General features: G+C 67.6%; 32 protein-coding genes and 1 pseudogene. 21 read left to right on the top strand and 12 right to left on the bottom strand.

Annotated elements, in window-relative coordinates; all coding sequences use genetic code 11:
• The first annotated feature begins 11 nt into the window (after positions 1 to 11).
• Positions 12 to 830 (top strand): cutinase family protein, encoded by an 819-nt coding sequence (locus tag EXE63_RS15595; RefSeq protein ID WP_168142674.1) that lies wholly within the window; start codon positions 12 to 14, stop codon positions 828 to 830.
• A 95-nt stretch (positions 831 to 925) separates the two neighbouring features.
• Positions 926 to 2,134 carry a DUF7373 family lipoprotein gene (locus EXE63_RS15600; RefSeq protein WP_168142675.1) on the top strand — a complete coding sequence of 403 codons (1,209 nt, stop codon included), beginning with the start codon at positions 926 to 928 and terminating at the stop codon, positions 2,132 to 2,134.
• Here EXE63_RS15600 and EXE63_RS15605 read toward each other — a convergent pair.
• Positions 2,131 to 2,973 (bottom strand): CPBP family intramembrane glutamic endopeptidase, encoded by an 843-nt coding sequence (locus EXE63_RS15605; RefSeq protein ID WP_168142676.1) that lies wholly within the window; start codon positions 2,971 to 2,973, stop codon positions 2,131 to 2,133. The genes EXE63_RS15600 and EXE63_RS15605 overlap by 4 nt on opposite strands.
• A gap of 133 nt (positions 2,974 to 3,106) precedes the next feature.
• Here EXE63_RS15605 and EXE63_RS15610 point away from each other — a divergent pair, with 133 nt between their 5' ends.
• From EXE63_RS15610 to EXE63_RS15630, 5 genes are all read left to right on the top strand, one after another.
• Positions 3,107 to 3,331 (top strand): hypothetical protein, encoded by a 225-nt coding sequence (locus EXE63_RS15610; protein ID WP_168140746.1) that lies wholly within the window; start codon positions 3,107 to 3,109, stop codon positions 3,329 to 3,331.
• 310 nt (positions 3,332 to 3,641) lie between these two features.
• Positions 3,642 to 4,055: a cupin domain-containing protein gene (locus tag EXE63_RS15615; protein WP_168142677.1), complete on the top strand. Its 414-nt coding sequence runs from the start codon at positions 3,642 to 3,644 to the stop codon at positions 4,053 to 4,055.
• Positions 4,052 to 4,813: an SDR family oxidoreductase gene (locus EXE63_RS15620; protein ID WP_168142678.1), complete on the top strand. Its 762-nt coding sequence runs from the start codon at positions 4,052 to 4,054 to the stop codon at positions 4,811 to 4,813. The genes EXE63_RS15615 and EXE63_RS15620 overlap by 4 nt, the downstream gene beginning before the upstream one ends.
• A complete protein-coding gene (locus EXE63_RS15625) occupies positions 4,810 to 5,553 on the top strand; it encodes an SDR family oxidoreductase (RefSeq protein ID WP_168142679.1) in 744 nt (247 codons plus the stop codon). Before EXE63_RS15620 ends, EXE63_RS15625 begins: the two co-directional genes overlap by 4 nt.
• Entirely contained in the window at positions 5,550 to 6,197 is a 648-nt protein-coding gene (locus EXE63_RS15630) for a nitroreductase (RefSeq protein WP_168142680.1), read from the top strand. Before EXE63_RS15625 ends, EXE63_RS15630 begins: the two co-directional genes overlap by 4 nt.
• Here EXE63_RS15630 and EXE63_RS15635 read toward each other — a convergent pair.
• Positions 6,187 to 8,952: a helix-turn-helix transcriptional regulator gene (locus EXE63_RS15635; protein ID WP_168142681.1), complete on the bottom strand. Its 2,766-nt coding sequence runs from the start codon at positions 8,950 to 8,952 to the stop codon at positions 6,187 to 6,189. The two genes, EXE63_RS15630 and EXE63_RS15635, sit on opposite strands and share 11 nt — an antisense overlap.
• Positions 8,953 to 9,115: 163 nt before the next feature.
• On the opposite strand from EXE63_RS15635, the gene EXE63_RS15640 reads away from it, so the two are divergent.
• Positions 9,116 to 9,301, top strand: coding sequence for a hypothetical protein (locus EXE63_RS15640; protein ID WP_168142682.1), 186 nt, complete (start codon positions 9,116 to 9,118; stop codon positions 9,299 to 9,301).
• Between the two features lie 10 nt (positions 9,302 to 9,311).
• On the opposite strand, the gene EXE63_RS15645 is transcribed toward EXE63_RS15640, so the two are convergent.
• From EXE63_RS15645 to EXE63_RS15655, 3 genes are all read right to left on the bottom strand, one after another.
• Positions 9,312 to 10,190: a TIGR03854 family LLM class F420-dependent oxidoreductase gene (locus EXE63_RS15645; RefSeq protein WP_168142683.1), complete on the bottom strand. Its 879-nt coding sequence runs from the start codon at positions 10,188 to 10,190 to the stop codon at positions 9,312 to 9,314.
• Between the two features lie 6 nt (positions 10,191 to 10,196).
• Positions 10,197 to 10,544 (bottom strand): STAS domain-containing protein, encoded by a 348-nt coding sequence (locus EXE63_RS15650; protein WP_168142684.1) that lies wholly within the window; start codon positions 10,542 to 10,544, stop codon positions 10,197 to 10,199.
• Positions 10,545 to 10,660: 116 nt separating this feature from the next.
• Positions 10,661 to 11,641: a helix-turn-helix transcriptional regulator gene (locus tag EXE63_RS15655; RefSeq protein WP_168142685.1), complete on the bottom strand. Its 981-nt coding sequence runs from the start codon at positions 11,639 to 11,641 to the stop codon at positions 10,661 to 10,663.
• Positions 11,642 to 11,919: 278 nt separating this feature from the next.
• Here EXE63_RS15655 and EXE63_RS15660 point away from each other — a divergent pair, with 278 nt between their 5' ends.
• Positions 11,920 to 12,393 (top strand): SRPBCC family protein, encoded by a 474-nt coding sequence (locus EXE63_RS15660; RefSeq protein ID WP_168142686.1) that lies wholly within the window; start codon positions 11,920 to 11,922, stop codon positions 12,391 to 12,393.
• 1 nt (position 12,394) lies between these two features.
• Here EXE63_RS15660 and EXE63_RS15665 read toward each other — a convergent pair whose 3' ends face one another.
• From EXE63_RS15665 to EXE63_RS15690, 6 genes are all read right to left on the bottom strand, one after another.
• Positions 12,395 to 13,261, bottom strand: a complete 867-nt coding sequence (locus EXE63_RS15665) for an alpha/beta fold hydrolase (protein ID WP_168142687.1) — start codon at positions 13,259 to 13,261, stop codon at positions 12,395 to 12,397.
• A 14-nt stretch (positions 13,262 to 13,275) separates the two neighbouring features.
• Positions 13,276 to 13,737, bottom strand: a complete 462-nt coding sequence (locus tag EXE63_RS15670; RefSeq protein ID WP_168142688.1) for a hypothetical protein — start codon at positions 13,735 to 13,737, stop codon at positions 13,276 to 13,278.
• A gap of 107 nt (positions 13,738 to 13,844) precedes the next feature.
• On the bottom strand, positions 13,845 to 15,041 hold the full coding sequence (locus EXE63_RS15675; RefSeq protein WP_168145609.1) for an MFS transporter: 1,197 nt from the start codon (positions 15,039 to 15,041) through the stop codon (positions 13,845 to 13,847).
• 38 nt (positions 15,042 to 15,079) lie between these two features.
• A complete protein-coding gene (locus EXE63_RS15680) occupies positions 15,080 to 15,544 on the bottom strand; it encodes a MarR family winged helix-turn-helix transcriptional regulator (protein WP_168142689.1) in 465 nt (154 codons plus the stop codon).
• Between the two features lie 30 nt (positions 15,545 to 15,574).
• Positions 15,575 to 15,994 carry a hypothetical protein gene (locus EXE63_RS15685; protein ID WP_168142690.1) on the bottom strand — a complete coding sequence of 140 codons (420 nt, stop codon included), beginning with the start codon at positions 15,992 to 15,994 and terminating at the stop codon, positions 15,575 to 15,577.
• 21 nt (positions 15,995 to 16,015) lie between these two features.
• Positions 16,016 to 16,426, bottom strand: coding sequence for a MarR family winged helix-turn-helix transcriptional regulator (locus EXE63_RS15690; protein ID WP_168142691.1), 411 nt, complete (start codon positions 16,424 to 16,426; stop codon positions 16,016 to 16,018).
• Positions 16,427 to 16,512: 86 nt separating this feature from the next.
• Between EXE63_RS15690 and EXE63_RS15695 the strand changes: the two genes are divergently transcribed.
• The 10 genes from EXE63_RS15695 to EXE63_RS15740 all read left to right on the top strand — a co-directional run bounded on the left by EXE63_RS15695 (position 16,513) and on the right by EXE63_RS15740 (position 23,898).
• On the top strand, positions 16,513 to 17,514 hold the full coding sequence (locus tag EXE63_RS15695; protein WP_168142692.1) for an AAA family ATPase: 1,002 nt from the start codon (positions 16,513 to 16,515) through the stop codon (positions 17,512 to 17,514).
• 7 nt (positions 17,515 to 17,521) lie between these two features.
• Positions 17,522 to 18,391, top strand: a complete 870-nt coding sequence (locus EXE63_RS15700; RefSeq protein WP_168142693.1) for a DUF58 domain-containing protein — start codon at positions 17,522 to 17,524, stop codon at positions 18,389 to 18,391.
• Positions 18,381 to 18,863, top strand: coding sequence for a hypothetical protein (locus EXE63_RS15705; RefSeq protein ID WP_168142694.1), 483 nt, complete (start codon positions 18,381 to 18,383; stop codon positions 18,861 to 18,863). The genes EXE63_RS15700 and EXE63_RS15705 overlap by 11 nt, the downstream gene beginning before the upstream one ends.
• Positions 18,854 to 19,777 (top strand): hypothetical protein, encoded by a 924-nt coding sequence (locus EXE63_RS15710; protein WP_168142695.1) that lies wholly within the window; start codon positions 18,854 to 18,856, stop codon positions 19,775 to 19,777. Before EXE63_RS15705 ends, EXE63_RS15710 begins: the two co-directional genes overlap by 10 nt.
• Entirely contained in the window at positions 19,774 to 20,559 is a 786-nt protein-coding gene (locus EXE63_RS15715) for a vWA domain-containing protein (protein ID WP_168142696.1), read from the top strand. The genes EXE63_RS15710 and EXE63_RS15715 overlap by 4 nt, the downstream gene beginning before the upstream one ends.
• Entirely contained in the window at positions 20,559 to 21,203 is a 645-nt protein-coding gene (locus EXE63_RS15720; protein WP_168142697.1) for a hypothetical protein, read from the top strand. Before EXE63_RS15715 ends, EXE63_RS15720 begins: the two co-directional genes overlap by 1 nt.
• 34 nt (positions 21,204 to 21,237) lie before the next feature.
• A complete protein-coding gene (locus tag EXE63_RS15725) occupies positions 21,238 to 22,074 on the top strand; it encodes an SDR family oxidoreductase (RefSeq protein ID WP_168142698.1) in 837 nt (278 codons plus the stop codon).
• 21 nt (positions 22,075 to 22,095) lie between these two features.
• Positions 22,096 to 22,809: a pyrimidine reductase family protein gene (locus EXE63_RS15730; protein WP_168142699.1), complete on the top strand. Its 714-nt coding sequence runs from the start codon at positions 22,096 to 22,098 to the stop codon at positions 22,807 to 22,809.
• A gap of 64 nt (positions 22,810 to 22,873) precedes the next feature.
• Positions 22,874 to 23,131 carry a DUF7218 family protein gene (locus tag EXE63_RS15735; RefSeq protein WP_168142700.1) on the top strand — a complete coding sequence of 86 codons (258 nt, stop codon included), beginning with the start codon at positions 22,874 to 22,876 and terminating at the stop codon, positions 23,129 to 23,131.
• A gap of 41 nt (positions 23,132 to 23,172) precedes the next feature.
• Positions 23,173 to 23,898 carry an endonuclease/exonuclease/phosphatase family protein gene (locus tag EXE63_RS15740; RefSeq protein WP_168142701.1) on the top strand — a complete coding sequence of 242 codons (726 nt, stop codon included), beginning with the start codon at positions 23,173 to 23,175 and terminating at the stop codon, positions 23,896 to 23,898.
• Here EXE63_RS15740 and EXE63_RS15745 read toward each other — a convergent pair.
• Positions 23,895 to 24,065: a hypothetical protein gene (locus tag EXE63_RS15745; RefSeq protein ID WP_168142702.1), complete on the bottom strand. Its 171-nt coding sequence runs from the start codon at positions 24,063 to 24,065 to the stop codon at positions 23,895 to 23,897. The two genes, EXE63_RS15740 and EXE63_RS15745, sit on opposite strands and share 4 nt — an antisense overlap.
• Before the next feature lie 94 nt (positions 24,066 to 24,159).
• Between EXE63_RS15745 and EXE63_RS15750 the strand changes: the two genes are divergently transcribed.
• Both EXE63_RS15750 and EXE63_RS15755 read left to right on the top strand, forming a co-directional pair.
• Positions 24,160 to 24,348, top strand: coding sequence for a hypothetical protein (locus EXE63_RS15750; protein ID WP_168142703.1), 189 nt, complete (start codon positions 24,160 to 24,162; stop codon positions 24,346 to 24,348).
• A gap of 20 nt (positions 24,349 to 24,368) precedes the next feature.
• Positions 24,369 to 25,404, top strand: a pseudogene (locus EXE63_RS15755) (NAD(P)/FAD-dependent oxidoreductase); the annotation flags it as partial.

Consider the following 25,404-nt stretch of genomic DNA (forward strand, 5'->3'; position numbering starts at 1 on the left):
ATGTACCCAGCATGTTCATTCGTTTGGGGATGGCGGTCGCGGTAGCTGCGACAGCCTTGGTCGGACTGGCCGGCGGCACCGCCGCGGCCGCGCCCGCGTGCGCGGACTTCCACTGGATCGGCGCCGCCGGTTCGGGTCAGCGTGACGGCGCCAATCTGACCGCCAACGGCGGTATGGGCGATGTGGTCTACCAGTCCTACCAGCAGCTGAGCGCTGACCTGGCTGCTAGCGGGCGGACCATCACGGCCGAGGCCGTGCAGTACCCGGCGGCACCGGTCCCGCTCGGCGGCGGGCTCGGCGGCTGGATGGACTTCATGGACAGCGTCGAGGACGGTACCGACGCCGCCGCCGATCAGCTCGAGGCGTTCACCGAAAGGTGCCCGCAGACCAAGGTGGTGCTCGCCGGGTACTCCCAGGGCGCGATGGTGATCCACCGCAATCTGCACGACCTGGCCGAGGCCCCGAACGTGGCGGCCGCGCTCCTGGTCGCCGACGGTGACCGATTGCCCGCCGACACCACCATCAACCTGGGATCCACGGCGGTGCTGCCGGGCGTAGGCAAGGGGGTCGCACAGGAGCACTCCTTCCTGGCCTCGACCGACACCTCGCCGCTGCCGCCGGCCATCGGTGCACGCACCGTCAGCGTCTGCGATGTGGGCGATCCGGTGTGTGACTACGACGCCGACGCCGAAGAGCTGCCGGCCTCGGCCATCGCCATCCACACCGCCTACGCCCCCGCGGTCAGCGGACCGCACGCCTGGGGCGGGCCGTTGTACAACCTGGTGATGAGCTCGAGCCCGGTGCCCGCGGTGGCCGACGCCACGGCGTGAACTTCGGCGAACTCATCGCCGGTGTGCTGCCGCCCCGATAGGGTCGCATCAGCATGGACACTTCAGATACGTTGCGCTGCTTGAGTAAAGGCCGCTTGAGCAAAGTAGGCGCCCTCGCCGTCAGTGTGCTGGTGTTTGCTGCCTGTGCAGCACCCGGTGATTCCACCACCACGGACTCGCCCGGTGCGTCGGCGGCCAATGTGCCGACCACCACCGTGGCGCCCATCGTGAGCCCGGCCCTGCTCGACGCCGGGACCTACCCGACGGCGCCCAGGCCACCCCTGGGCAACGCCGCTGATCCGCGCACCGGGGCGATCACGGATGCCCAGCATCTCGCCGATTTCGTGGTCGGTCCGTGGGAGGCCGACGAAGCCCTGGTCACCCCGTACCTGGCCACTTACTACCTGCTCGACTCCTCGGGGTCGCTGATGCAGTTCGCACCCGAGACCGTCGCACAACAGGCCGAACGTCACGGCATCGTCAACGGGTTCGCCTCGGCCCGGCAGGTCACCGACAAGACGGTGATGATGAATGCGGTCTTCCGGTTTCCCGACGCGGCGGCCGCCACCGCCGCCGCGGTGGACATGAACTCCGGTGCCGCCGCTCAAGCCGTCCGCGGCGCCACACCCACTCCGGCGGTGATTCCCGGTCATCCCGAAGCGGCCGCCTCGACGTACCCCTTCACTCCGCACGAATCGGACCAGGAGTGGACGGTGATTCGGTCGTTCGCTCCGCACGGCCCCTTCGTGCTCATGCAACTGGTGCAGTCCGTCGACGGTTTCGATGCGGCCGCCGCGCTGGTGCAAAAGGCCATCGATGTGCAGGGCCCGCGGATCGACGAATTCCGGCCGGCACCGGCCGATGCGCTGGCCGACGTTCCGCTGGACCCCACCGGTCTGCTGGCCAAGACGTTGCCCCTCACCGGAAGTGCCGTGCCGACGAAGAACGCCGTCTATACCCGCCGCGGCGCGGTGCATTTCCAGAGCAACCCGATCGCCTCCAAGACGCTGTTCACCGACACCGGTGTGTCGGCCGTGGCGATGGCGTTGACGAACGTCTACGAGGCGAAGAGCCCCGGTCTGGCATCTATGGTGGTCGGCTCCTTCAGCAAAGAGGTCACCGCGCAGGGCGCGGTGCCCGCCGAGCCGGTGCCCGCGTTACCCGACAGCCACTGCTCGGAGCGCGGAAAGGCGTTCTACTGCGTCGCCGCGGCGGGTCGCTATGCCGTCGAGGTCAACGCCGAATCGCTGCCGCAGGCCCATCAGCAGATGGCGGCGCAGTACATCCTGCTGACCGCGGGCTAGAAGATCATGAACGGGTTGACGTTCATCAGTCCGTGCACGACCAGAAGCGGCCACAAGACCTGGTGACGCTGCCAGAGCAAGCCGAGGAACAGCCCTGTGACGCCTTGGTTGGCAATCACGTTGGCCAGGTCCGCCAGCAGGTTGCCGCTGCCTTGGATGGCAATGTGCCAGGAGGCCCACGCGATCGAGCTCAGCACGATCGCCGGCCAGACACCTCCCAGAAGTGCGGCCCAACGGCTCTGCAACCAGCGCCGGTAGAAGAGCTCTTCGATGACTGCGTTCAACAGAAAACCGATCACGAGCACTACCAACAGAGTTGGAAGGTCCATCCCTGATTCGCCTGCGGGCCGTGTCGCCGACAGCATCAAATGGCAGGCCGACCAACCGATCACGGGAATCAGCGGCAGCCATCCTGCCCTGTGCTCCTGCACCGTGTGCGGCTGGGGCCAACGTCGACTCATCGCGAAGACCGTAGCCGGACCGCAGAGCAGCAGCGCGAGTTTGAGCACGGTGTAACGGGGCTCGTCCGGGCCCAGTACCTCCAGCAGGACAGTGAAGCAGAGCGCCAGGGACAGCAGCGCGACAGCTTCGACGCGAACCCGTGTGCCGGTCGCGCGGCACGGCAGCGGCGCCGGTGGATGACGGGTCAGCAGGACAAGCGCAATTCCCACGACGGCGGGGATCCACGGGTGCCACATCGGGACCGTGCCGGCATTGTCTGCCGTGAAGCGCAGTCGCCCATCACCCACGAATGCCACTATCAGCAGCGCGCAACCGTAGATGGCCGTTCCCGCCGCCATGACGATCGCGCCATTGAGAGCGCGATCCCCCCGGAACATCGCACCAGCCTAGTTCCCCCGATCGGGGACACCGCGTTCACCCGTAGTGAGGGCCGGTCGGTCGACAGACGGTGGCCTGCTGCCGGCGGCATTCTGGAGCCATCAGAACAGCAGTGAGACAAAGGATTACGACATGAACGACTTGACCCGCCGCATCGCCACCGGATTCGCCGTCGCCGCCGCGCCGGCCATCATCGCGGTGGGCGCCGCCGCCACCTGCCACGCCCAGGCCACTGCGGTGAACACGTACGGGCTCACCACCAGCCAGGCCGCCGCCACCCAGCAGGGCCACGCAGCGCAGACCGGCGTCACCAGCCTGAGCCGGCGCCACCACCACGGCTACTACCACCGCCGCTGATTACCCCCGCGCCGCTGCGGGTACAGGGTTCGGACAAGGTGACCATCAATCGTGAGGAGCGCGCAATGACAGCTCAGGACCCGAAGCCGACCGAAGTTCAGGCCGACGAAGATGAGGTGCTCGCCCCGGCTACGCCCGGTGCCCAAGCCCTGCCGACCGAGGACACCGACGCGTCCGACTAGCACCCGGCCCACCTGAGAACCCGTAGTCCCTCCGCGAGAGGGACTACGGGTTTTCCGTGATTCCGGGACCCTTCACCCGGTGCGAATCTCGTAGCAGCACGAACGAACGCCGCTACGAAAGGAACATCATGTCGGACGTACTGGAGAAGCTCACCAAGGCCATGAAGGTCATCCAGGGGGTGCAGCCGCCGTTCATTCCCGACGGCGCCCACGCCATGACCGCGATCATCGAATGGGGACCAGGTGATGCCGGCGCACCACCGCACCGGCACCCGGGCGGCCCCTGCTTCGGCTACGTCCTCGAAGGCGAGATGCTCTTCGAACTCGAAGGTGAGGCCCCGCGCGTCATCAAGGCCGGCGAAGCATTCTGGGAGCCCGGCGGCGATGTCATCCACTACTCGGACGGCAACAACCGTGACGATGTGCCGCTGCGCTTCCTGGTCACCATGCTGTGCTCACCGGAACAGCAGATGTTCGTCCTCGTCGACGATGCCGAACTCGAAGCACGCCGTGACCGTCGGGTGCCGGGGAATGAGAAATGAGAATCGTGATCGCCGGCGCGACCGGCAACGTCGGAAAGCATGTCGTGAACGAGGGTCGCCGGCGCGGCCACGATGTCATCGCCCTGTCCCGTGCGTCCGGACATGACGTGACGACCGGCCAGGGCCTGGTGGCGGCGATGGCCGGTGCCGATGTCGTCATCGATGTGTCCAGCCAGATGATCATGAACACCAAGAAGGCGGTCGCCTTCTTCACCGCGGCGACCCGCAACCTGCTGACCGCCGAACGCACCGCCGGCGTCGGACACCACCTGGCACTGTCCATCGTCGGTATCGACGGTCTCGACACCGGTTATAACGCAGGCAAACTCGCCCAGGAACGGCTCGTCTCGGAGTCCGACGTCCCATGGACCCTGCAACGCGCCACGCAGTTCCACGAGTTCGCCGGGCAGGCCTTGGCGCAGGGCGCCATCGGCCCGGTTGCCCTGGTACCGAAGATGCTGCTCCGTCCGGTCGCCGCGCGGGAGGTCGCCGAGCGACTGCTCGACCTCGCCGAGGCCGGCCCGGCCGGGCGGGTGCAGGACTTCGTCGGGCCGCGTGAGGAGACGTTGATCGGCATGGTGCGGCAGACCTTCGCGCACGACGGCATCAAGTGCCGGCCCATCAGTGCAGTGCTCCCCGGAAAGTACTGGCGCGCCGCCCGTGCCGGTGCCCTGCGCGGCACGAGTGACAGTGTTGCGGGCCGACTCCCCTTCGACCAGTGGCTGCAGAGCCCAGACCACAAGGAGACAGTGAAATGAAGATCACCGTCATCGGGGCCACCGGCCAGATCGGCAGACAGGTCATCCCGTTGCTGACGGCGGCGGGCCACGACGTCACCGGGGCCTCCCGGCAGACGGGCGTCGACGCGGCCATCGGTTCGGGTCTGGATGAGGCCCTGCGAGACGCCGACGTCGTCATCGATGTACTGAACTCCCCGACCCTGGAGGACGATGCGGCGCTGGCCTTCTTCACCGCGACATCGTCCAACCTGACCGTCGCCGCCAAGAAGGCCGGAGTGCAGCACTACGTGCTGTTGTCCATCGTCGGTGTCGACGGCCTGCTCGGAGGCGGCTACCTGCGTGGCAAGGTCGTACAGGAGAAAGCCGTTGCGGCTTCCGGGCTTCCGTACACCATCGTGCGGGCCACCCAGTTCCACGAGCTGACCGAACTGATCACCGGTTCACTGATCGTCGGTGCCGAGGTGCACGCGCCCGACGCGCTGATCCAGCCGATCGCCTCCGCCGAGGTGGCCGTCGTGCTGGCGCGGATCGCCACCGAGCCGCCCGCCGACGGTGTGCACGACGTGGGCGGTCCCGACAAGCTGACGTTCGCCGAGATGGCGAGGATCGTCCTGGACCACCAGGGCAACGACCTTCCCACCGTGGTCGATTCGGCCGCCACCTACTTCGGCACACCGGTCACCGAGAACAGCCTGGTCACCGACGACGACGCGGAACGGGGGTCCACCCGGCTCTCCGAATGGCTCGGTGCGCGATGAGCACGCTGAGCGAGGTCGTCAACCGCAGGCACTCGTCGCGGAGGTTCCTGCCGGACAAGCCGGTTCCGGCTGACCTGCTCCACGCGGCGCTGGCGCTGGCGCGGCGGGCGCCGTCGAACTCCAATGTGCAGCCGTGGCGGCTGTACCTGGCGACCGGGGCGCGTCGCGACAAACTGGCCGCCGCGTTGTCGGCACAGGCGCACCTGCATCCGCCCACCGATCTCGGACTCCCCGAGACGTTCGCCCCGCTGCGGCGTGAACTCGGTGCGCTGATCTACGGCGCCATGGGAGTGGCCCGTGACGATGCGGAGGGCCGCTGGGCGGCCCAACTGCGCAACTTCGGGTTCTTCGGCGCGCCGGTGGCCGGAATGGTCTGCATGCATCGCGATCTCGGACTTCCCGACGCGCTCGGGGTGGGGATGTACCTGCAGACCCTGCTACTTGCGCTGACCGAAAGCGGGATCGACAGCTGTGTGCAGGTGTCCACCGCGCTGTACCCCGACATCGCCCGCGAACAACTCGGCATCCCCGCTGAGCTGAACGTGCTGTGCGGGTTGTGCATCGGCTACGCCGATCCCGACTTCCCGGCGAACAACCTGAGCATCCCGCGCGATGAGGTGAGCGACAACGTCGTCATCCTGTAACCGACGCGCGCAGCTCGCGACGGGATGGGATATTCAACTTGGCGAACACTTTCCGCAGGTGATATTCGACGGTGTGCGGACTGATGAACAGCTGACCGGCAATCTCCTGGTTGGTCAGTCCCCGGCCGGCCAGCTGTGCGATCTGATGCTCCTGTGCCGTCAGTGCATCACCGGTGGCCGTCGGTTGTTTGCGGGTCTTGGCGCCGGCCGCCTGAAGTTCGCGTCTGGCACGTTCGGCGAAGCCCGCGGCACCCATCTTCTGGAGCGAAACATGCGCCGCGCGCAGCTGTTCTCGGGCCTGCTTGGCAGCACCGTGTCTGCGTAGCCATTCCCCGTAGAGGAGCTGAGTGCGGGCGAGGTGCATGGACTGACGGGTGCGGCCGAACTGATCGAGCGCTTCCAGGAATAGCTGCTCGGCCTCCGTTTCGGCGGCGAGCAGCGCCCGCGACCTGGCCAGCGAGCCAAGGGCACGCGAATTTCCGCAGGCCAGAGTCCGGGCCTCCAGGCGCTGCAGGGCGTCGGCGGCGATGTCGGGATCATCGGCGCGGACGGCGGCCTCGATGAGTTCGATCAGCAATTCGCTGAAGAATCCGAGGTCCTCGTATTCGAAGGCGCGCAGGGCGGCGTCCCGCGCTTCGGGGTATCGGCCCTGCCCGTTGTTCAGAATGGCGGCGCCGAGGTACGCAAGGCCCGCGATACGGCCCTCACCGCGGGCCGCGCTGTCCTTGAGTGCGGAAGTGATCAGACGCGTTGCCTCCGCGTCATCGCCGCGCCATGCGGACAGAATCAGCCGGTGGTACTTGAGCGGTGTGTAACCGGTGGCGAGGGCCGTCTCGTTGGCCTCGGCAACACAAGCGCGCGCCGACTCCAGGTCGCCGCCCTCCATATGTGCTCCGGCGCGTGCGAGCAGCGCAGACGGAAGCAGGGCCAGTGCACCGCGCTCGGTGGCGAGACTCATTGCAGAGGAGGCGATTTCATGCCAACCCTCGTCGTCCCACGCCTCATGGATCAGCGACTCGTGCACAATCGGGAACCCGAGCCAGAACCATCGGTTGCTCTGGCCCGCGACCTCGTCACGTCCGGCGCGTTTGAGCGTCTCGACCGCGCGCAACATGGCCGGCATCGACGCCTCGGCGCCGAGGGCCAGTCGATCGGCCAGCGCATGGGCGACTTCGTCCAGTGGGCGGGCGGGATGCTTGCCGTCGAAACCCCGCCGGGCCGCCACGGCGATCTGCTCGGCTTTCGAGCCGCCGCACCGGCCGAGATACATGGCGGCACTCATCGCCTCGAGATACGCCTCGGTCGCCATCTCGGTGTCGAGGCTCTCCAGTTGTGCTGCCACGGAGCTGAACCCGTTGACGGCGGCGACGAGGGCCTCGGCGTCACCTCTGATCCGTGCCGAGACGAACGCCAGCCGGGTGCGCAGCTGAGCAAGCCGCGCGCGCTGCAACTCCGAGAGCGGGCAGAGCTCAGCCGTGGCCAGCAATTGTTGTGCCGCTTCGAATGAGGCGACTTCGCGGTGCGCCTCCGCGGCGGCGAGTGCCCGCGCACCACGGGTTGCGGGATCGGGGGTCAGTTCGACTGCACGGGTGAGAAACGCTGCGGAGGCCGCCGTCCCGCCCCTGAGCCGGGCCCGCCGGGCGGACGCTTCCAGCTCGTCGGCGACCTGGGCGTCGACGGTGTCCGCCGCCAGCGCGCGGTGCCATGCACGGCGGTCGGGATCGGCTTCGGCGTCGGTGCACACCGCCAGTGCCGAGTGCGCGGTCCGGCGCTCCTCCAGGGTGGCCGACCGGTAGACGACCCCGCGCGCGAGTGGATGCTGGAACTGCACCCGGGTGTCGATGGAGATCAGTCCGGCGTCCTCGGCCGCTGTCGCCGCACCGGGCGGAAGGTCGAGATGGCCCATCGCGCGTCGCAACAAGAGCGGATCACCGACGGGTTCCGAGGCCGCGAGCAGCAGAACCTGCTGGGCCGCGGGCGGCAAAGACAGCACGGTGGCCTGATAGCGGTCTTCGATCTCGGCGACGACGGGCCGTTTGTCGGGCCGCTGGTAGCCCCCGGCCAGTTCCACGGCGCTCAAATCCTTGGTGATCGACAGCAGCGCCAGCGGGTTACCGCGCGCTTCGGCGATGATGCGATCCCGGACCGCAGGGTCCAGCCGTCCGGGAAAGTGGGCCTCCAGGAGTCCGCGAGCGTCCTCGTCGGTGAGGCCACCGACCGCCATCGACGGAAGCCCCGCAATGCCGTCGATCGGCGTCCGCAACGCCAGCACCAGGCAGACCCGTTCGGCGAGCAGGCGTCGCGCGACGAAGAAGAGGGTCTGCGCGGACACTGTGTCGAGCCACTGCACGTCATCGACGACGAGAAGGACCGGTTTCTCGGCGGACGCCGCCGCCAGCAGGCCGACCACGGCCAGGCCCACCAGGAACCTTTCGGGTGCGGGCGCGGAGTCGCTGAGACCGAAGGCTCCCTCCAACGCGGCGCGCTGCGGGGCGGGCAACGTCTGCCGCAGTTCCAGGATCGGTGCGCAGACCTGTTGCAGTCCGGCGTACGGGAGCTCCATATCCGACTCGATGCCGGTGGCGCCGAGGGGCAGGAATCCGGAGGCCGACGCGCGCAGGTACTGCAGCAGAGACGATTTTCCGACGCCCGCCTGGCCGAGCAGTACCCGCACTTCGCTGCCGCCGGCGCGGACTGTCTTCAACAGATCGTCCAGCACGCGGCACTCGGCGGCGCGACCGGGAAGCGCAGTCATCATGGCAAGTCTGTCACAGCGGCAGCCCCGGCACTGTCCTCTGTTCCCCCGATCGGGGGACACGTTATTCCCCTGGTTCGGGGGCCGGTCGGCCGACAGACTCCGGGCGCGCTGCGGCGCATTGTTGAGTCATCGAAAGTCCAGCAGCAGAGGAGATTACGACATGAAGAGCATTGGCCATCAGTTCGCCGCCGGATTCGCGCTGCTCGGCGCCGCAGCCATCCTGGCGGTGGGCGCCATGACGACCAATCAGGCCATGGCCGCCACCGCCGTCACCCCCGATGCGAGCACCGTGCAGACGGTGTCGACCCACGCCACCGGCGAGCACAACTTCTTGTACGGGCGGTGACAGCCACCACTCAATTCTGGCGCGGCAGAAGCTCGGTGACGAAGTTGTCGATGAAGTGTCGGGTGGGTACCGAACCCACCGTGCTGATGACGAACTTCGTCAACCCGGCGTCGAGGTAGCCGTCCAGTAACCGGTGCAACGCCGGCCAACCATCGGCGATCAGGTCTCCGGGATCGCAGTCGGGGCGCTGGCGGCGGATGAGGTCGCTCACCGAGGGTGGGACACCGCCCTCGGCGAACAGCACGGTGATGCCGAAGTGGTCGGGTTCGATGGCGCGTCCGGCTTCGGCGGCCGCGGCCGTGATGGTGTCACGGGCCCGTCCGGCCTCCGCTGGGGTCAGGAAGCTACCGAGCCAACCGTCGCCGAACCGGCCGACGCGGCGCAACGCCGCCGGGGCCGACCCGCCGAGCCATACGTCCAGTGGCGCCACCGGGCCGGCATCCAGCCGAAAGTCCAGGTCGAAGTGTGAACCGTGGAAGGACACGTCGGCCCCGCTCAGCGCCGCCCGCAGCAGGCTGAGGGATTCGTCGAAGAGCTCGGCCCGGCGGCCCTCCGGAGCCGGGAACAACCGGCGCTCGGCGGGCAGCGCAGCGCGCAGACCGAACACCGGGAGAATGCGCTTGGGTGCCAATGCGCTCAGCGACGCCAACTGCTTGGCCACCAGCACCGGATGCCGCCCGGGCAGGATCGCCACGGACGTGCCGACCTTGAGCCGGCTGGTCCGCGCGATCGCGAAAGCCATTCCGACGGTCGGGTCGACGGCAGGGGAGTACACCAGTTCGGGAAACCACAAGGAGTCGACGCCCGCGCTCTCCAAGGTGTCGATGGTCTCGGCCAGGCCCCCGGGCTCGGTGCTACCGCCCAGCGCGACGCCGAATCTGACTTTCACTGCCCATCAGAGTACGTGCTGGTCGGCCTGTCGGCAGATCTGCAACATGCGCCCGACACGGGCGCCGGGCACGAGGTTGAACTCGACATCGGCCAATACGCAACGTGAATCGAGGGTTTTGAGCATCCAGTAGCCGTCGCTGGCGAAGAAGCTGACATGCGAGAGGTCGAGGATCATCCGCCTGCACAGCAGCACCTTGCTCAAGGTGTAGTCGAGCAACTCGTGGGTGTTCGCGGCGTCGATGTCGCCGACCACGGTGATCACCGCCAGATCGATATCGCGCCACTCGGTCGTGAATTCCAGCCCCGCGGATCCGGGACGCGCCTGCGCGCCGTTGGTGAGCATTTCCGTCATGGCAGCCTCCGCTGGGGGTGACGTGATGGCTGCTGCTGAACCAGTACCAACGGTACGCCCGGCCTGGGTCCACAATCCGATTTTTGTGGTCCACAAAACGCATGCTGCATGGGTACTCAGCGGCGCAGCGTTTCGTGTGGGCTTTCGCCGAAGGTGCGCCGGTACAGGACCGCGAAGCGACCCGTGTGGGCAAACCCCCAGCGCGCCGCGGTGGCAGCCACGGTGGTGACGCTGCGATCACTGGCGATGAGTTCCTCGCGTGCCCGGGCGAGCCTGACTTCGCGCAGATAGGCCGTGGGTGTGGTGTCGAGGTGTCGGCGGAACATGTACTGCACCGTGCGCGGTGACAGGTACAGCGCGGAGGCCACATCCCCGACCCCGATGTCATGGGCGGCGTTGTCCTGGATGAAGTCGACCGCCTGGCGGAGCAGCGCGGGGTGGGCGTTGCCGGAGGTGTCGGCCGCGCCGTCGGCGGGCAGGTCGTTCGGGAATGCGGTGAGGATCGCGCTGGCCAGCATCCGGCCCGCCGAAGCCAACAGGACGCGGCTCTCGGGCGGTTCTGCAGCGGTGAGTATGCGGTGGAGGAAGCGTTCGGTGGCCTCAAGGGTGCGCCCGGCGGTACCGGTCGTCGGAGTGAGACCGGTGAAGCGCGGCACCGATGTCGCATCGGTATCGATGGCCGCGACCTCGGTCAAGAGCGCGCGGGACAGCACCACAGCGCGCAACTCGGCACCGACGAGGCGGACCTGGACACCACCGACACCGGTGGAGGCGAGCACCCATTCGCCCGGGCCTGCAGTACCGGAGAGCCGACCGTGCACCACTTCGGCGCGGCCGCTGCGTACGAACAGTGCCACCACCGAGGGCACGCGGTCGGCCCGCAGCGTGACGTCGCCGTCGTGCCGGATCTCTTCGATCGCGTAGCTACCGATGTCTATCCGTGAGTGCGTGCACGAACAACCGGTGGAGGTGTCACCTGCGCGGGTGATGGTGAAACGGGCGGAATACGCCTGATCGAGGTGTTTGTGGATCAGGTCTGAATCGTTGGAGTCGATGTCGGTCCGCTCAGGGCGGACATCAACGCGGTCGATTTTCATCACGGCTCCACAAAAGAAACAGCACCGGATGGGCATCGACCTGAACCCACGTACGCACGATCCTAACCCGTCGGTGCGGGCAAACGAAATTAACGGGCCTTCAGGTCTGCTCCATGTCGCGGTGACCTGGTCTGCGATGGATATGAGCGGGGTGCTGGTCTCCCGTGACACTCTGCTGAGCAACCCGAAGGCCTGCGGTCACCTCACCGGATGCGGTTCAGACGCCGCGGGATGGGTACTTCACCGAACACAGCCCGGTTTCGCAGGAAGGAATGCCGATGGCGCACTCCGACGAGGTCGACAGCGCACTGACCGTGACACGCGAGACCGCCGCCACGCGCGAACAGGTGTGGGCCGTCATCGCAGACGGCTGGACCTACTCACAGTGGGTGGTGGGCAACAGTCGGATGCGTGCGGTCGATCCACGGTGGCCGGAGGTGTCCAGCACGATCGATCATTCGATCGGGGTGTGGCCGCTACTGGTGGATGACCAGACGGTGGTCGAGGACTGTGAGCCGCGGCGACAGATTGTTCTGTTGGCGAAGGGCCGTCCGTTCGGCAAGGCGCGGGTCACGCTCCGGCTCTCGGACACCGCTGACGGCGGGTGCCGTATCGAGATGTCCGAGGTGCCGGTGGGATTCCCGATGGGATGGATCCCCGAGCGGCTCGCGCTCGCCGCAGCCGTCCCCCGAAATCGAGAGTGCACTCAGCGCCTCGCCGCCATCGCCGAACGTCGGTCGCCGGAGCGCTGAGTCAGCGTCCCAGAAACTCAAGGATCGCCGGGGCGGCCAGCACCCATGTATCGAAACCGTTGTACCGCGCGACCTTTCCCGATGCGCGCAGCTCGCTGGCACGCTCCCAGGCATCCTCGGGCCACGGCGGGTCGATGAGTTGGGATCCCTTGATGAGGCAGTGAATCTCCAGTGACGTCCGCTTGGGATGGTCCCAGTCGTTCTCGCCGCCACGAATGATCAGGGTGGGAATGGTGATGGCGTCGAACATCTCGTCGTCGACGCCGGGAATGGTCTGCCCCGGCTTCGGCACGAATGCGTTGAGCCAGGAGCGCATGACCCGCAGGAACTCGCCTTCATCGAGTTCGGTCAGGCGCCGCCGGTTCGCCGGGTTTGCGTCGATGCGGTCCCGCCACTCGGGAACCGTCAGCAGTCCGTCGATTCCCCGGCCCCTGACCGCGAGAATGCTCGGCACCACGTAGTAGTGCCCGAGAACGAACCCGCCGTACACGCCACCGACGATGTTCCACACCACCAGTTTGGTGAAGTGCTCCGGGTAGAGCATCGCCGCCAGCATCGAATCGCGGGCGCCTCCGGAACCGCCGGCGATGACGCACGGACCGGCGCCCAACGCGGTCAACAGGCGGTGCAGGGTTTCGGCACGCATGTGCGATTCGCTCTGACCGTAGAACTGCACATCGGAATGCCCGCAGTTCGGCCGATCCCAGAGCAGCACTCGGTACCCGCCGTCGACCAGTGCTTCGGCCAGCGGCCGCAGGCCGGGGATGTCCTTGCCGAACCGGCCACCCGGTGTCAGAACGATGAGATCTCCGGTCGCACCGAGGATCTCGTAGACGACGTCACCGCCGTTGATCGCCAGTGCAGCCACCGGCTCACTGTAGGTCAGTGAGCGTGCGCGTGGGCCGTGACGGTACGCGTCGCGGTGGCGGCGGGTGCAGCGGTGCGGCGCAGTCGACGTTCGACACGTTGGATGCGCCGGTGCAGGCAACGTTCGTCGCGCTTGGTCAATGTGCGGCTGCGCGCTGCGAGCAGATCGAGTTGCTGCCAGCTGAGCCCGTCGAGGTCACCGTCGGAGTCGTGGGTGGCGATGACGACAGCGCCGCGCAGCAGCGGGACCGTCTTCGCATCCAAATTCGTTGTGGTGAGCAGCAGTTCGGTTGCATTGCGGTTGACCCGGCGTTGGCATCCGCGGTTGGAGGGGCTGAACCAGAAATCGAACTGCCTGTCTGCGCTGGTCAGTGACTGCAGTCCCTGATTGCGCACCAAACGGGTGATGTCGACGGTGCTATATGCGCGGGTTTCGTATGCGGCGCCATTGGCGCTGAAGTACAGGACGGTATTCATTCAGATGATCCATTCGGCTCTCTTGTCGCTTACGGGTCGCGTGGATCGCGCTCCACGCTGTGACCAGAGTTACCCGTGTGACAATCGGGGTAAACCTCGATAACGATTCAGCGTCGAGGAAGATCGCCGGACAACCGCGACGGGCGGCAGACTAGCGCCACCGAGAGCGTGAGCACCGCGGCCACCGCGAACGCCACCTGCACATTTGTGAGATCAGCCGTCCCGCCGAGCAGTGCCGCGGCGATGGGTCGCGAACCCAGGAAGCCGACCAGCCACAGGGCCATGATCCGGCCGCGCAACTCCTGGGGCGCGCGTTCCTGGACCACCGTGCTCAGGCCGGTAAGTGCCCAGCCGAACCCCAGACCGGCCAGAGCGAAACCGGCCAGCGCGATCCAGGGCACCACACTCGCCGCCAGCAGCGCACATCCCAGGCCGAGCCCGGCCAGACCGAAGGACGAGACCTGCGCTGAGGCCATCCGGCCGCGCATCAGTGCGAGCACGATCATGCCCAGCGCCGCACCGAGGCCGAACACCGCCGAGAGCGTGCCGACCATACGGGTGTCCCCGCCGAGCGCATCGGCCAGCGAGGGCGCCAGCGTGATCGACGGGTCCGCCGCGACGCCGACCGTCGTCACCGCAACCAGTGCCAACAGCAACGGCCGGTCCCGCCACACGTACTTCAGTGCGGTGCGCACGCGATAGTCGGTGCCGGACACCTTCTCGGACGCTGCGGGCAGACGGATCACGACCAGGAACAAGGCGAACACCAGATGCAGGCCGGCGCTGACGGCGAATCCGGTGGCGGCGCCGAAGTGTGCGGCCAGATAGGCGCCGGCAGCGGGGCCCAGGATTCGGCCGATCGTCATCGGAATGCTGTTGAGCGCCATCGCCGTCGAGAGTTCGCCCTCGCGAATGATGTCCGGCACGATCGACTGCATGGCCGGTCCGCCGACCACGAAGCCGAATCCGACCAGCGTGGACCCGAGCAGCACCGGAACGGCGGCCGAACTGCCCTGAAGTCCGGGTTCGATGAACATCCACACCGCGACCAAGCCCGACCCGGCCATACACAGCACGCGACCGAGCAGGATCTGCCGGCCCGGATCACCGCTGTCGGCCCACTTGCCGCTGATCGGGCTGAGGATGAGTTGGGGTCCGAACTGCACGACACCCACCAGGCCGACCATCAGAGCCGAACCGGTCGCCTCGTACATCACGACCGCCGCGATGATGCTGTGCGTCCATACCGCGACGACGGAGAACATCTTGCCCCAGAACAGGGCCCCGAAGACGGGGTCGAACATCAGCGCCAGGGCGCCGCGGGGCCGCGTCAGGACGGTGCTCACCGACTGGCCGCCGCTTCGATCCGCTCGGTCAGGCGCTCAAGCAGGGTGACGAGCCGGTCGATATCCGCGGTATCCCAGTCTGCGACGGTCTCGGCGACCAGATCGCGCCGCCGGTCCGTCACGGCGGCCAGCGCCTTCACGCCGATATCGGTGAGCACCAGGACACTGCGACGCTGGTCGTCGTCGGCCGGAGATTTGGTGAGCAACCCGGCCGCGACCACCGCCGACACGGTCCTGCTGGCGGTCGAGTGCTCGACGGCCAGGTATTCCGCGACATCGCCGATCGACGCGCCGCCGCCGTGGCGCTGATGGTGCTCGACCGCGCGCAGCGTCCGCAGTGTCGAGACGTTGGTCACCGGATCCGCGCCGTCGAGCAGGCGCCGCCGCCACGAGGGCCGCTGCCGTGCCACGTGGATGCGGGTGAGCAGGTCATCCAGGTGGTCGAAGGGCGTCGCGGGCATTAAATATGTTTAGCACATACAAATTTACTCTCATGCGTAGCTCGATCCCGGCCGGACGATCATCAGCACCACCACGACCACCCAGAGCAGGTTGAAGGCACCGGTCAGCATGCCGAGCTGTCGCAATCCGGCGGCGCTGCCCGGAGTCGCGAGCGCGTCACGCTGGCGCGGGGTGATCTGCCATGCGAGCAGGCCCCCGGCGACGGCGGTCAGCAGCATGGCGACCAGAACCCATACCTCTGTTGTGCGTCCCTGCGCGAAGGCCAGGGCCAGGCCGACCACCGGCACGATCACCGCCAGCAGTCCGTACACCCGGGTGATGCGGTGTAGTACCTGCGCCACCTGCCCGGCCTCGGGTGCGTAGCGGGGAAACAAGCTGGCCGATACGGCGACCGGGCCGACGAACAGGATGCCGGCCACGACGTGCACCGACAGCAGAAGGGCTTCCATAACCTTCAGCTTAACTGAAGGTTATGGAAGCCGGTGCCTCATCAGTTCACGAAGCGCCGCGGTCAGCCCGGGGTGCTGCGTGGAGAATGCGGCATCCAGGCGCGCCAACTCCGCCGCCGCCTCCATCAACAGGGACTCGCCCTTCGCGGTGACTCGCAGACTGGATGCCGCGCCGGCGTGCGCGGTCTGATCGTCGACGAGACCGGCCTCCGCGAACGCCGACACCGCCGCGTGCGCACTCTGCACGGTGATCCGCGAGCGCCGGGCCAGTTCGCTGAAGGAGATGCCCGGCATGCCGCGGATGTGGCCGAGCAGTCCGTACTTCCGCGTCGTTAGGCCCAGCGGCTTCAGCGCATCGGCGAGCGCGGCGTCCCATATCCGGCTCAGCGTCAGCAACCCGATGGTGGGGCTGAACGGCGGCGGCTCGGACATGCAGGCAGGTTACCCGGCCCCTACTGCTTCGCTTCAGCAAAATCTGGGTACCCGGGTCGGTCAGTGGATCGAACCCGGAAGGACCCATGACAGCACCTCGCCTGCAGGCCGATCAGGCCACCGGAGCCGACATCAGAGATGTCGTCGGCGCGGTGGCCACCGCGTTCTCCGCCAAGGTGGTCGGTCAGACGCCCCTGCGCGAGTCCATGCTGCTCGTCCTGCTCTCGGGCGGTCACCTGCTCATCGAAAGCGTCCCCGGCCTGGCCAAGACCACGGCGGCGCGCGTCGTCGCCGAGGCGATCGACGGCAGCTTCCGCCGCATCCAGTGCACACCGGATCTGCTGCCCAGTGACATCATCGGCACGCAGATCTACGAGGCGGCCAGCAACACCTTCGCCACCCAGCTCGGCCCGGTGCACGCCAACATCGTGCTGCTCGACGAGATCAACCGGTCCAGCGCCAAAACGCAGAGCGCGATGCTGGAGGCGATGGAGGAACGCCAGACCACCATCGCCGGTGTCGAGTACCCGATCCCGGAACCGTTCCTGGTCATCGCCACCCAGAACCCCGTGGACCAGGAGGGCACCTACCCGCTGTCGGAAGCGCAGACCGACCGCTTCATGCTCAAGGACATCGTGCAGTACCCCTCCGTCGAGGAGGAGGTCGAGATCATCGACCGGATGGACGCCGGCCTGTACGACCGCGACCACCGCTCCGCCCCCGTCGTCACCCTTGCCGATGTGCGCCGGGCCCGGGTCGCCGTCCGGTCCGTGCACATGGATCGGGCGCTTGTCGAATACGCCAGCCGGCTGGTCGGGGTCACACGCGACCCCGAACGCCACCTGCCCGCCAATCTCGCCCGTCTCATCGAGTACGGGGCGAGCCCGCGCGCGACCATCGCCCTGTGCCGCACCGCACGAGCACTGGCGGTGCTGCGGGGGCGCAACCACGTGCTGCCCGACGACATCGCGCGGCTTGCGCACCGCGTACTGCGTCACCGACTGGTCCTCGGTTTCGAGGCCGCCAGCGCACGGATCACACCCGACACCGTGATCGACGCAGTGCTGCACACAGTTCCGGTGCCGTGAGGCCGGCATGGGTAAACACCTCGATGCCGCGAAGGCGCACGTATCCCGTGATGCCGCGGGACTTCTGGCCGGCGGGCGCTATGCGCTCGTGCACACCCGCAGCCTGGAATTCGACGAGCTGCGCCCCTACGTTCCCGGCGACGATGTGCGCGATATCGATTGGAAAGCCTCCGCCCGCTCCGGGCACACGCTGATCAAACAGTTCGTCTCCGAGAAGCACCACAAGATCCTGATCGTGGCCGACACCGGCCGCAACACGGCTGCTCTCACGCCGACCGGTCAGCCGAAAAGTGAAGTCGCGGCCCACATCATCGGCGCGGTTGGGCTCGTCACCCTGCCACGCTCCGACGAGATCGGGATGGTAGCCGGTGACCGCCGGGGCAGCATCGACATCCGGCTGCGCCGGGGCGAAACCCATATCGAGCGCATCCTGCACCGCTTCCTCCAGCAGACCGACGCCAACCCTGACCGCAGCGATATAGTCACCCAACTCGAATGGGTGGCCCGCCACTACCGGCACCCGATGTTCATCGTGGTCGTCTCGGACGAACCCGAGCTCGACGAGCGTCTGCGGGAGGTGTTGCCGCCGTTGACCGGCCGCCACGACGTGCTCTGGGCCATGGTGACCGACATGCCCGCGATCGGCCCCGAGGACTCGGGGCTGGGCTACGACGTCGCCGACGGGCGGACACTGCTGGGCGCTGACATCGTCGGCGAACGGGTCATCATGGCCTACCGGCAGGCCGAGGAGCAGCGCCGCAGGGAGTTGTCGGAGTTTCTTACCGCACAGCGCATTCCGCACGCGCGCATCGCCTCCAGTAGCGGCATCATGCCCGCGCTGGTGGCAATGACGGGGGTGTACGCGCGTGCCGGATGACCTGCTCGGCGGTCTCATCGGCCCGACGCCGTATTCGTCGGTCTGGTTGTGGCTCGCGGTGGCGCTGGCCGTGCTGACGGTGCTCTGGTACATCGGGGTCTTCTGGTGGACCGCTCCGGGACGCACCCGCAGTGAGCCGTCGGTGATCGGTTCGGCACGCGTCGCGCTGCAGCGCCGCCGCGCATTGCGGGCCATCCATGCCATCCAAAATCATTACCGCACAGGTGAACTGACGGCTGTCGCCGCCGCAGCGGCGCTCGGCGAGCAAGTCCGCCGTTTTCTGCACGACGCCACCGGCGTGCGCGCCGAATACGTACAGGTTCCCGACATCGCGGCGGTGTCCGGCGGTGTGCTGGCCCCTGCCGCGCCGGTGCTGGCAGACCTGGAGGACGCGCAGTTCAATGCAGGCTCGGGCGTCGATATCGGTGCCACCGGGCAGGCCGCCGAGGAGTTGGTGCGGCAATGGACGTGATCTATTGGGGTGTGGCGATCGTCGGCTGCGTAGCCCTGGCCGCCTGCATCGCCGCTGCACTGCTGCCGCCCCGGCGCGACCAGCCCGAACGGCTGCGGGCCCTGGCCAACACCGGAAGGCTGACCGGACTGCCCGAGTATGCCCGGGCCGTCCGCCGCCACACCGTCACTGCCGCCGCGGCCGTTGCGGTACTCGTGTTGTGCTTCGTTGCCGCAGCCTTCGCGGCCGCGAGACCGACCGGACTACCGGCGCTGAACCGGGCAGCAGGCACCGAGCAGCCCGAGGACATCATGGTCTGCGTCGGCGCGCCGGGCGAGGATCCGGCCGTCAACGGCACGCTGCGGTACTTCGCAGAGGCGGTCCGCGGATTCGGGACCGAACGCATCGGCCTCACATCGCCGGACCGCAGGCTGATACCGCTGACGCGCGATTACCAGTATGCGGCCGGCCGGTTCGCCGGGTATGCCCAACCGCAGCCGCTGGTGTCGTCGGTGACCTACACCGACTACACCGCCACCATCGAAGATGTACTGGCGATGTGCCTGACCGGGTTTCCCGAGTTCGACACCGAAGCCCCGGTGCGTCGTTCGCTGATCTACGTCGGGCCCGGCACGCTGAGCGGCGACGGCGGGCCTTCGCTGTTCACCGCACAGCAGGTGCGCGATATGGCCGCCATGGCCGGGGTGCAGGTCAATGCCGTCACCGACGATGACGGCCTCCCCGCCGAACTCGCTCGTCAGACCGGCGGCCGGGTGACCCCCGACGTCGGGGATATCCGCAGTCACCCGCCGGCGCCACAACCGGGCACCGACGATGCGTCCGTGCAATCAGCGGAGACACCGGATCTGCTGCTGATCGTGGCCCTGCTGGGAGTCATCGCGATGCTGGCCTGGCCGCTGGTGGTGCGCCGATGACACTCCGCAGATCCGGTTTGGTCGTGGCCGCCGTTCTTCTGCTCATCGCGATGTTCCGTCCCACTCTCGGCGACGGTGAACCGGCGGTGACCCGAATCGCCGGCGAGCGGGAGCCCAGTGTCTTCCTGATCGTGGACCGCTCCGCCGGGATGTCCTCTCACATGGCGTTGGCGCACGCCGATGTCAATGCCGTGATCGACCGGTATCCCGATGCCCGGTTCTCGATGATCACCTTCGATGCGCGTCCATCGCTGGATTGGCCGCTGTCGGCCGACTCGTGGAGCCTGCGTCCGATCATCGCGGCGGCCGACCCTTACCCGCCAGGCGCCGATGTCAGGACCAACGCCGGCGCGGCGAGCACCGTGTTGCGATATCAGCTGATCGGCGCGCTGCAACAGTTCCCGAAGGCTGAGAACCTGGTCTTTTATTTCGGCGCCGGGGCGACGGATTCGACGGTGCCACAGCGGGAGTTCCAGATCCCGGAGAACGCGGTGGGCGGCGGGGCGGTATTCGGATACGGCCCGGGCGGTGCCCCGGTGCTGCAGGCCGTCGCGGATCAACTCGGTGTGGACTATCTGCAGCGCGAGCAGATCCAGGCGGTGGCCGAGGTGATTCCCGAGGCCGCCGACGTCGAACCGACACCGGAGAACGACCCGGCCTCATCGGGATTCGAGCTGTACTGGGCGCTCGCCGGCATCGCCGCGCTGTTGATCCTTGCCGAGCTCTACCACGCGTTGCGGCACCTGCGCCGCACCCGCCTGGACCGGATAGCGGTGGGGTGATGACGCTGCGACGACGGTTGTTGCTCTACTCCGCTCCGGTGGTGCTCGTGGTGCTGATCCTGGTGGTCAAGCTGGTGTCGGTGGTGGTCGCGGGAAACGCTGCGCTGAACCACTTCTCCGAATCTGATGCGACCGCGTTGGCCGAGGATGCCGCCACCTTGCAGACCCTCAACATCATCGAACCCGAGAAGGCCCCCTTCGCCGCGGGGACGGCGGCGGTCCTGCGGAACCGGCTGGACGAGGCCGACCGCCAATTCTCGCTGGCACTCGACCGCACCGGCCACGATGAGTCATGCGCCGTCCGAGTCAACCTCGAACTGGTCCGGGAGACACGCGGAGATTCGGCGGCGGCGATGTTCCAGGCGCAAGCCGCAACCGCGCACTACCTCGGCGCCAAACAGGTCATCGAGGGGGCGCCCGCGGACTGTTTCGACGCCGCCGCCACTGCTCGTCTGGACGCCAAGATCGCCGCAGTGGCGGCGCCTCCGCCGCCGCCACCACCGAGTCCGCCGCCGGTATCGGCCCCCACCGCACCCGCACCGGGCAGCTCACCGACCGCCGAGCAGGAGATCGTCCTCAATCCCGGCCAGGGTGACCCTCTGGAAAAACTGCAACAGATCCTGCGCGACGCCGCCACCCGCTGACCATTGCTAGATAGGCTCCGTATACCGTCGGATCATGAGTCCAGTGACGGTAATCACAGGCGGTGCCGGTGGTATGGGTGTGGAGACGGCCAAGATCGTCGGCCGGGACCACGCGGTGGTGTTGTGCGATGTCCGGCAGGACCGTCTGGACCGGGCGGCCGCGACGCTGAGTGAGCTCGGCATCACCGCGACGACGGTGAACTGCGATGTCACCGAACGCGCGGCCGTCAGCGAATTGTTCGACACCGCAGCAGGTCTCGGCGTTGTACGAGCGGTCGTTCACACCGCGGGAGTGAGCCCTGCCATGGGTGGCGCCGAATACGTGATCCGGACGAACGCGCTCGGGACGATCAACGTCAACGAGGCCTTCTACGACACGGTCGGCGAAGGCGGCGCCATCGTCAACGTGGCGTCGATGGCCGCCCACATCCTGCCCGAGGAACTGATCCCGGTCGCGGCGTTCCCGCTGGCCCTCACCGACGAAGCGGCCTTCCTGGCGGCCACCCTGGCCGGCTGTGATATCGCCGGTGAGCAACAGCGTTCGGGTATCGCGTATGCGATCAGCAAGAACTTCGTCAAGTGGTACAGCAGTGCACAGGCCGAGCGTTTCAATGGTCGTGGGCTGCGGATCGTTTCGGTGTCGCCGGGCTCCGTCGACACCGAGATGGGCCGACTGGAGGAGGCCGGCGGCGCCGGCGCCCTGGTCGCCGATGCCGCGGTACCGCGCTGGGGCAGACCCGAGGAGATGGCCGAACTGTTCGCCTTCTGCGTCAGCGACAAGGCGGGCTACCTCACCGGGACCGACATCCTCAACGACGGCGGCGTGGTTGCCTCCATCCGGGAACGGGCCAGGTCGGGTTCGAAACCTTAGCCAGCGGGCATAGATACCGGCATGACCGCCACGGTGGCCGAGGTGGGTGGTATCGCCGACCTCGCACGGTTCTACGCCGATCCGCCTCTCGGCGTGCGCGCCAACATGATTTTCAGCGCCGACGGCGCCGCCGCTTTCGCGGGCCGGGCCGGGCCGCTGTCGAATCCCGTCGACCAGGAACTACTGCAGGTGCTGCGGGGCTTCGCCGATGTGGTGCTGATCGGCGCGGGCACCGCGCGCGCCGAGAACTACGGTCCGGTCCGGCTCTCCCAGACACAGCAGGCCGAACGCGACGCAGAGGGCAGGCCGGACCCGCCGCCTGTCGCGGTCGTCAGCCGCTCCGGCAAGCTGCCGCCCAGGCTGTCGAGTGACCCGTACCAACCGCCGATCCTGGTGACCACCGAGCGCGCCGCCCCGCCCCGCCACGAACCCGCCGACCGGCTGTCCCGGGTCTTCGCCGCCGGCGCCGAATCGGTGGATCTGGTGCGCGTGGTCGCCATGCTGGGCGCGGCCGGAATGCCTCGCATCCTGTGTGAAGGTGGGCCGACGCTGCTCGACGAGTTGGTCGAAGCCGGTGCCGTTGACGAGATCTGCGTGACTCTGGCACCCAAACTCGCTGCGGGTCAACCGATTCGTGCCGACATGCCACCTTCCCAGCTGGCGGTCCCCGTCGGTATGCACCTGGACCACGTGCTGGTGCACCAGGACTACGTGTTCTTGAAGTACCGGCGGTGACGTGCGGTTGATCGGGTTTTGAGCGGGTCCCGCCCGGGCACACGATGTAGCGGAGGTGATGTCGATGCCCAATGCGTCGATCAAGAACGAGAAGATGTACGAGGACCTGCGTGAGGAGGGCGCCTCCAAGGAGAAGGCGGCGCGCATCTCCAATGCGGCCGCGGCGCGCGGCAAGTCAGCGGTGGGTCGAAAGGGCGGTGAGTCGGGGTCTTACGAGGAGTGGAACGTCTCGGACCTCAAGAAGCGTGCCAAGGAACTCGGGATGACGGGATACTCCCACCTGACCAAGGACAAGCTGGTCAGCAAGCTGCGCAACCACTGATGCACGGTCGTTGCCGTGGGGCAGCCGGGTACACCTAATACATGCGCATCGCGACGTTCAATATCCTGCATGGCCGCACCGTCGGCGACGGTGTGCACCCGGAACGCCTGGCGGACTGCGTGCATCAGCTCAACCCCGATGTACTGGCGCTACAGGAGGTGGACCTCGAACAGCAGCGATCGGGCCGTTCCGACCTGACCGCCGTGGCCGCCGAGGCCATGGGTGCGGTCTCGCACCGGTTCGTCGCGGCGATCTCCGGCACTCCCGGGGCGACCTGGATGGCCGCCACCGGCGAGGAGCAGCCTGGAACGGCTGCCTATGGGATCGCGCTGCTGTCGCGATATCCGGCCATCAGCTGGCAGGTTCTGCGGCTTCCACCACGGGCGATGATCCTCGACAAGGAGCCCAGGGCGGCCGTCATCGCCCAGCTGGACACCCCCCTTGGCGAGATATCCATCGCCAATACGCATCTGTCGTTTGTGCCCAGCCGCAACCGGCGACAACTGCGGCGCGTCATGAACGCGCTCAACGACGCACCCGGACCGCACATTCTGGCCGGCGACCTGAACCTGACACCGTCGGCCGCCGCCCGGTGGACGAAAATGCGCGCGCTGGCCAGCGGCCCGACTTATCCCGCGACGGAGCCGACGCGGCAGATCGACCACATCCTCACCGACGACCCGGGACTGCGGGCACGGCACTCGGCGGCACCCGTCGCGGCATTGTCGGATCACCGGCCACTCGTCGCCGACCTTGAGCGGAGCTAACCGCGCTGTTGCCGAGCTTCGGCACCGGTTTCCCCGCTGCCGAAATCATCATCGGAGCCGGTGCGGCCGACGTAGGAGCCGCCGTCATTGTCGTCCGCTCGGGAGCCGGCGACATGCGGATCATCCTCTACATCGGATTCACTCTTCTCGGAATCGGGACCCTTCATCGCTGAACCTCCTGCTAGCGGTCCCGGTCGGATACCCGGGGCGCGCTGCGCCAAACCGGTGATTGAGGAGCGCGAAAACGGGAACGCAGTGGGCATGGCTACCTACCGAGTTCTGAATCCGCATGGCGATGTCGTCGACACCAAGGACATCGAAAGCGCCGGGGACGCACACGCATGGTTCGTCGACTCCAAGGCCGACAACTCCGAACTCGGCTGGCGCATGGAGGTGAAGTCCGACAATGGCTGGGCTTTCTTCGACGACAGCGAGGGTTCGCCGGACTAGATCGAGGGAACCCGGAGGGCATGACATCCCTGTGGCTCGACGGCCGCCCCGAGGCCGCCGGCCCGACACCCGCCCTCGATGACCGATACGACGTCGCCGTGGTGGGTGCCGGCATCACGGGTCTGTGCACCGCGTTGCTGTTGGCGAGGTCTGGAATGCGTGTCCTGGTGCTGGAGGCCCGCCACGTCGGTGCGGGCACCACCGGCAACACGACCGGAAAGCTGAGCCTGCTGCAGGGCACCAAGCTGTCCAGGATCAAGGCCAAGCACGGGGACCGGATCCTGCGTGACTACGTGGCCGGCAATCTGGAGGGCCACGATTGGCTGGCCCGGTTCGGCGAGGTGCGCGGCTTGTCGATCCAGCAGGAGGATGCCTACACCTACGCGCAGTCTCGCGAGGGTATCGATGCTGCGCGGGCTGAACTCGAGGCGTGCCGCGCGGCCGGTCTACCTGCGCAATGGGCCGATGACGCCGATGTCCCCTTCCCCTTCCACGGCGGCGTCCGGCTGCCCGACCAGGCTCAACTCGATCCGCTGCCGCTGCTGGACGCGCTGGCGAGCGACCTCGTCCACCATGGCGGGACGGTGGCCGAGGGTGCCCGCGTCACGTCGGTGTCGGTGGGTGCGCCGCCGCGGCTGATGGTCCAACTAGCCGGGCATGCCGAGCCGCGGACCATCACCGCCGAACACTGCATCCTGGCGACCGGTATCCCGATCCTGGACCGCGGCGGCTTCTTCGCGAAGGTCAAGCCGAAACGGTCGTACTGTGTGGCCTTCGATGTCCCGGGTGACGTCACCCGCTCGATGTTCCTGTCTACCGACTCGCCGACACGGTCCATCCGCTACGCCCCGACCGCGGACGGCGATCTTCTCATCGTCGGCGGCGCGGGCACACGGTCGGCCGCGCCACCGATGCGGCCGGGCGGTCGGGGAGTTGTTGCACTGGGCCAAGCAACATTATCCGGGGGCGACCCAGACCCACTTCTGGTCGGCGCAGGACTACTCGCCGATTGATGAACTTCCGTATGCGGGGCCCATTCTGCCCGGAGCGCAACAT

Source organism: Mycolicibacterium frederiksbergense (assembly GCF_012223425.1).
In the GTDB taxonomy this organism is placed as follows: domain Bacteria; phylum Actinomycetota; class Actinomycetes; order Mycobacteriales; family Mycobacteriaceae; genus Mycobacterium; species Mycobacterium frederiksbergense.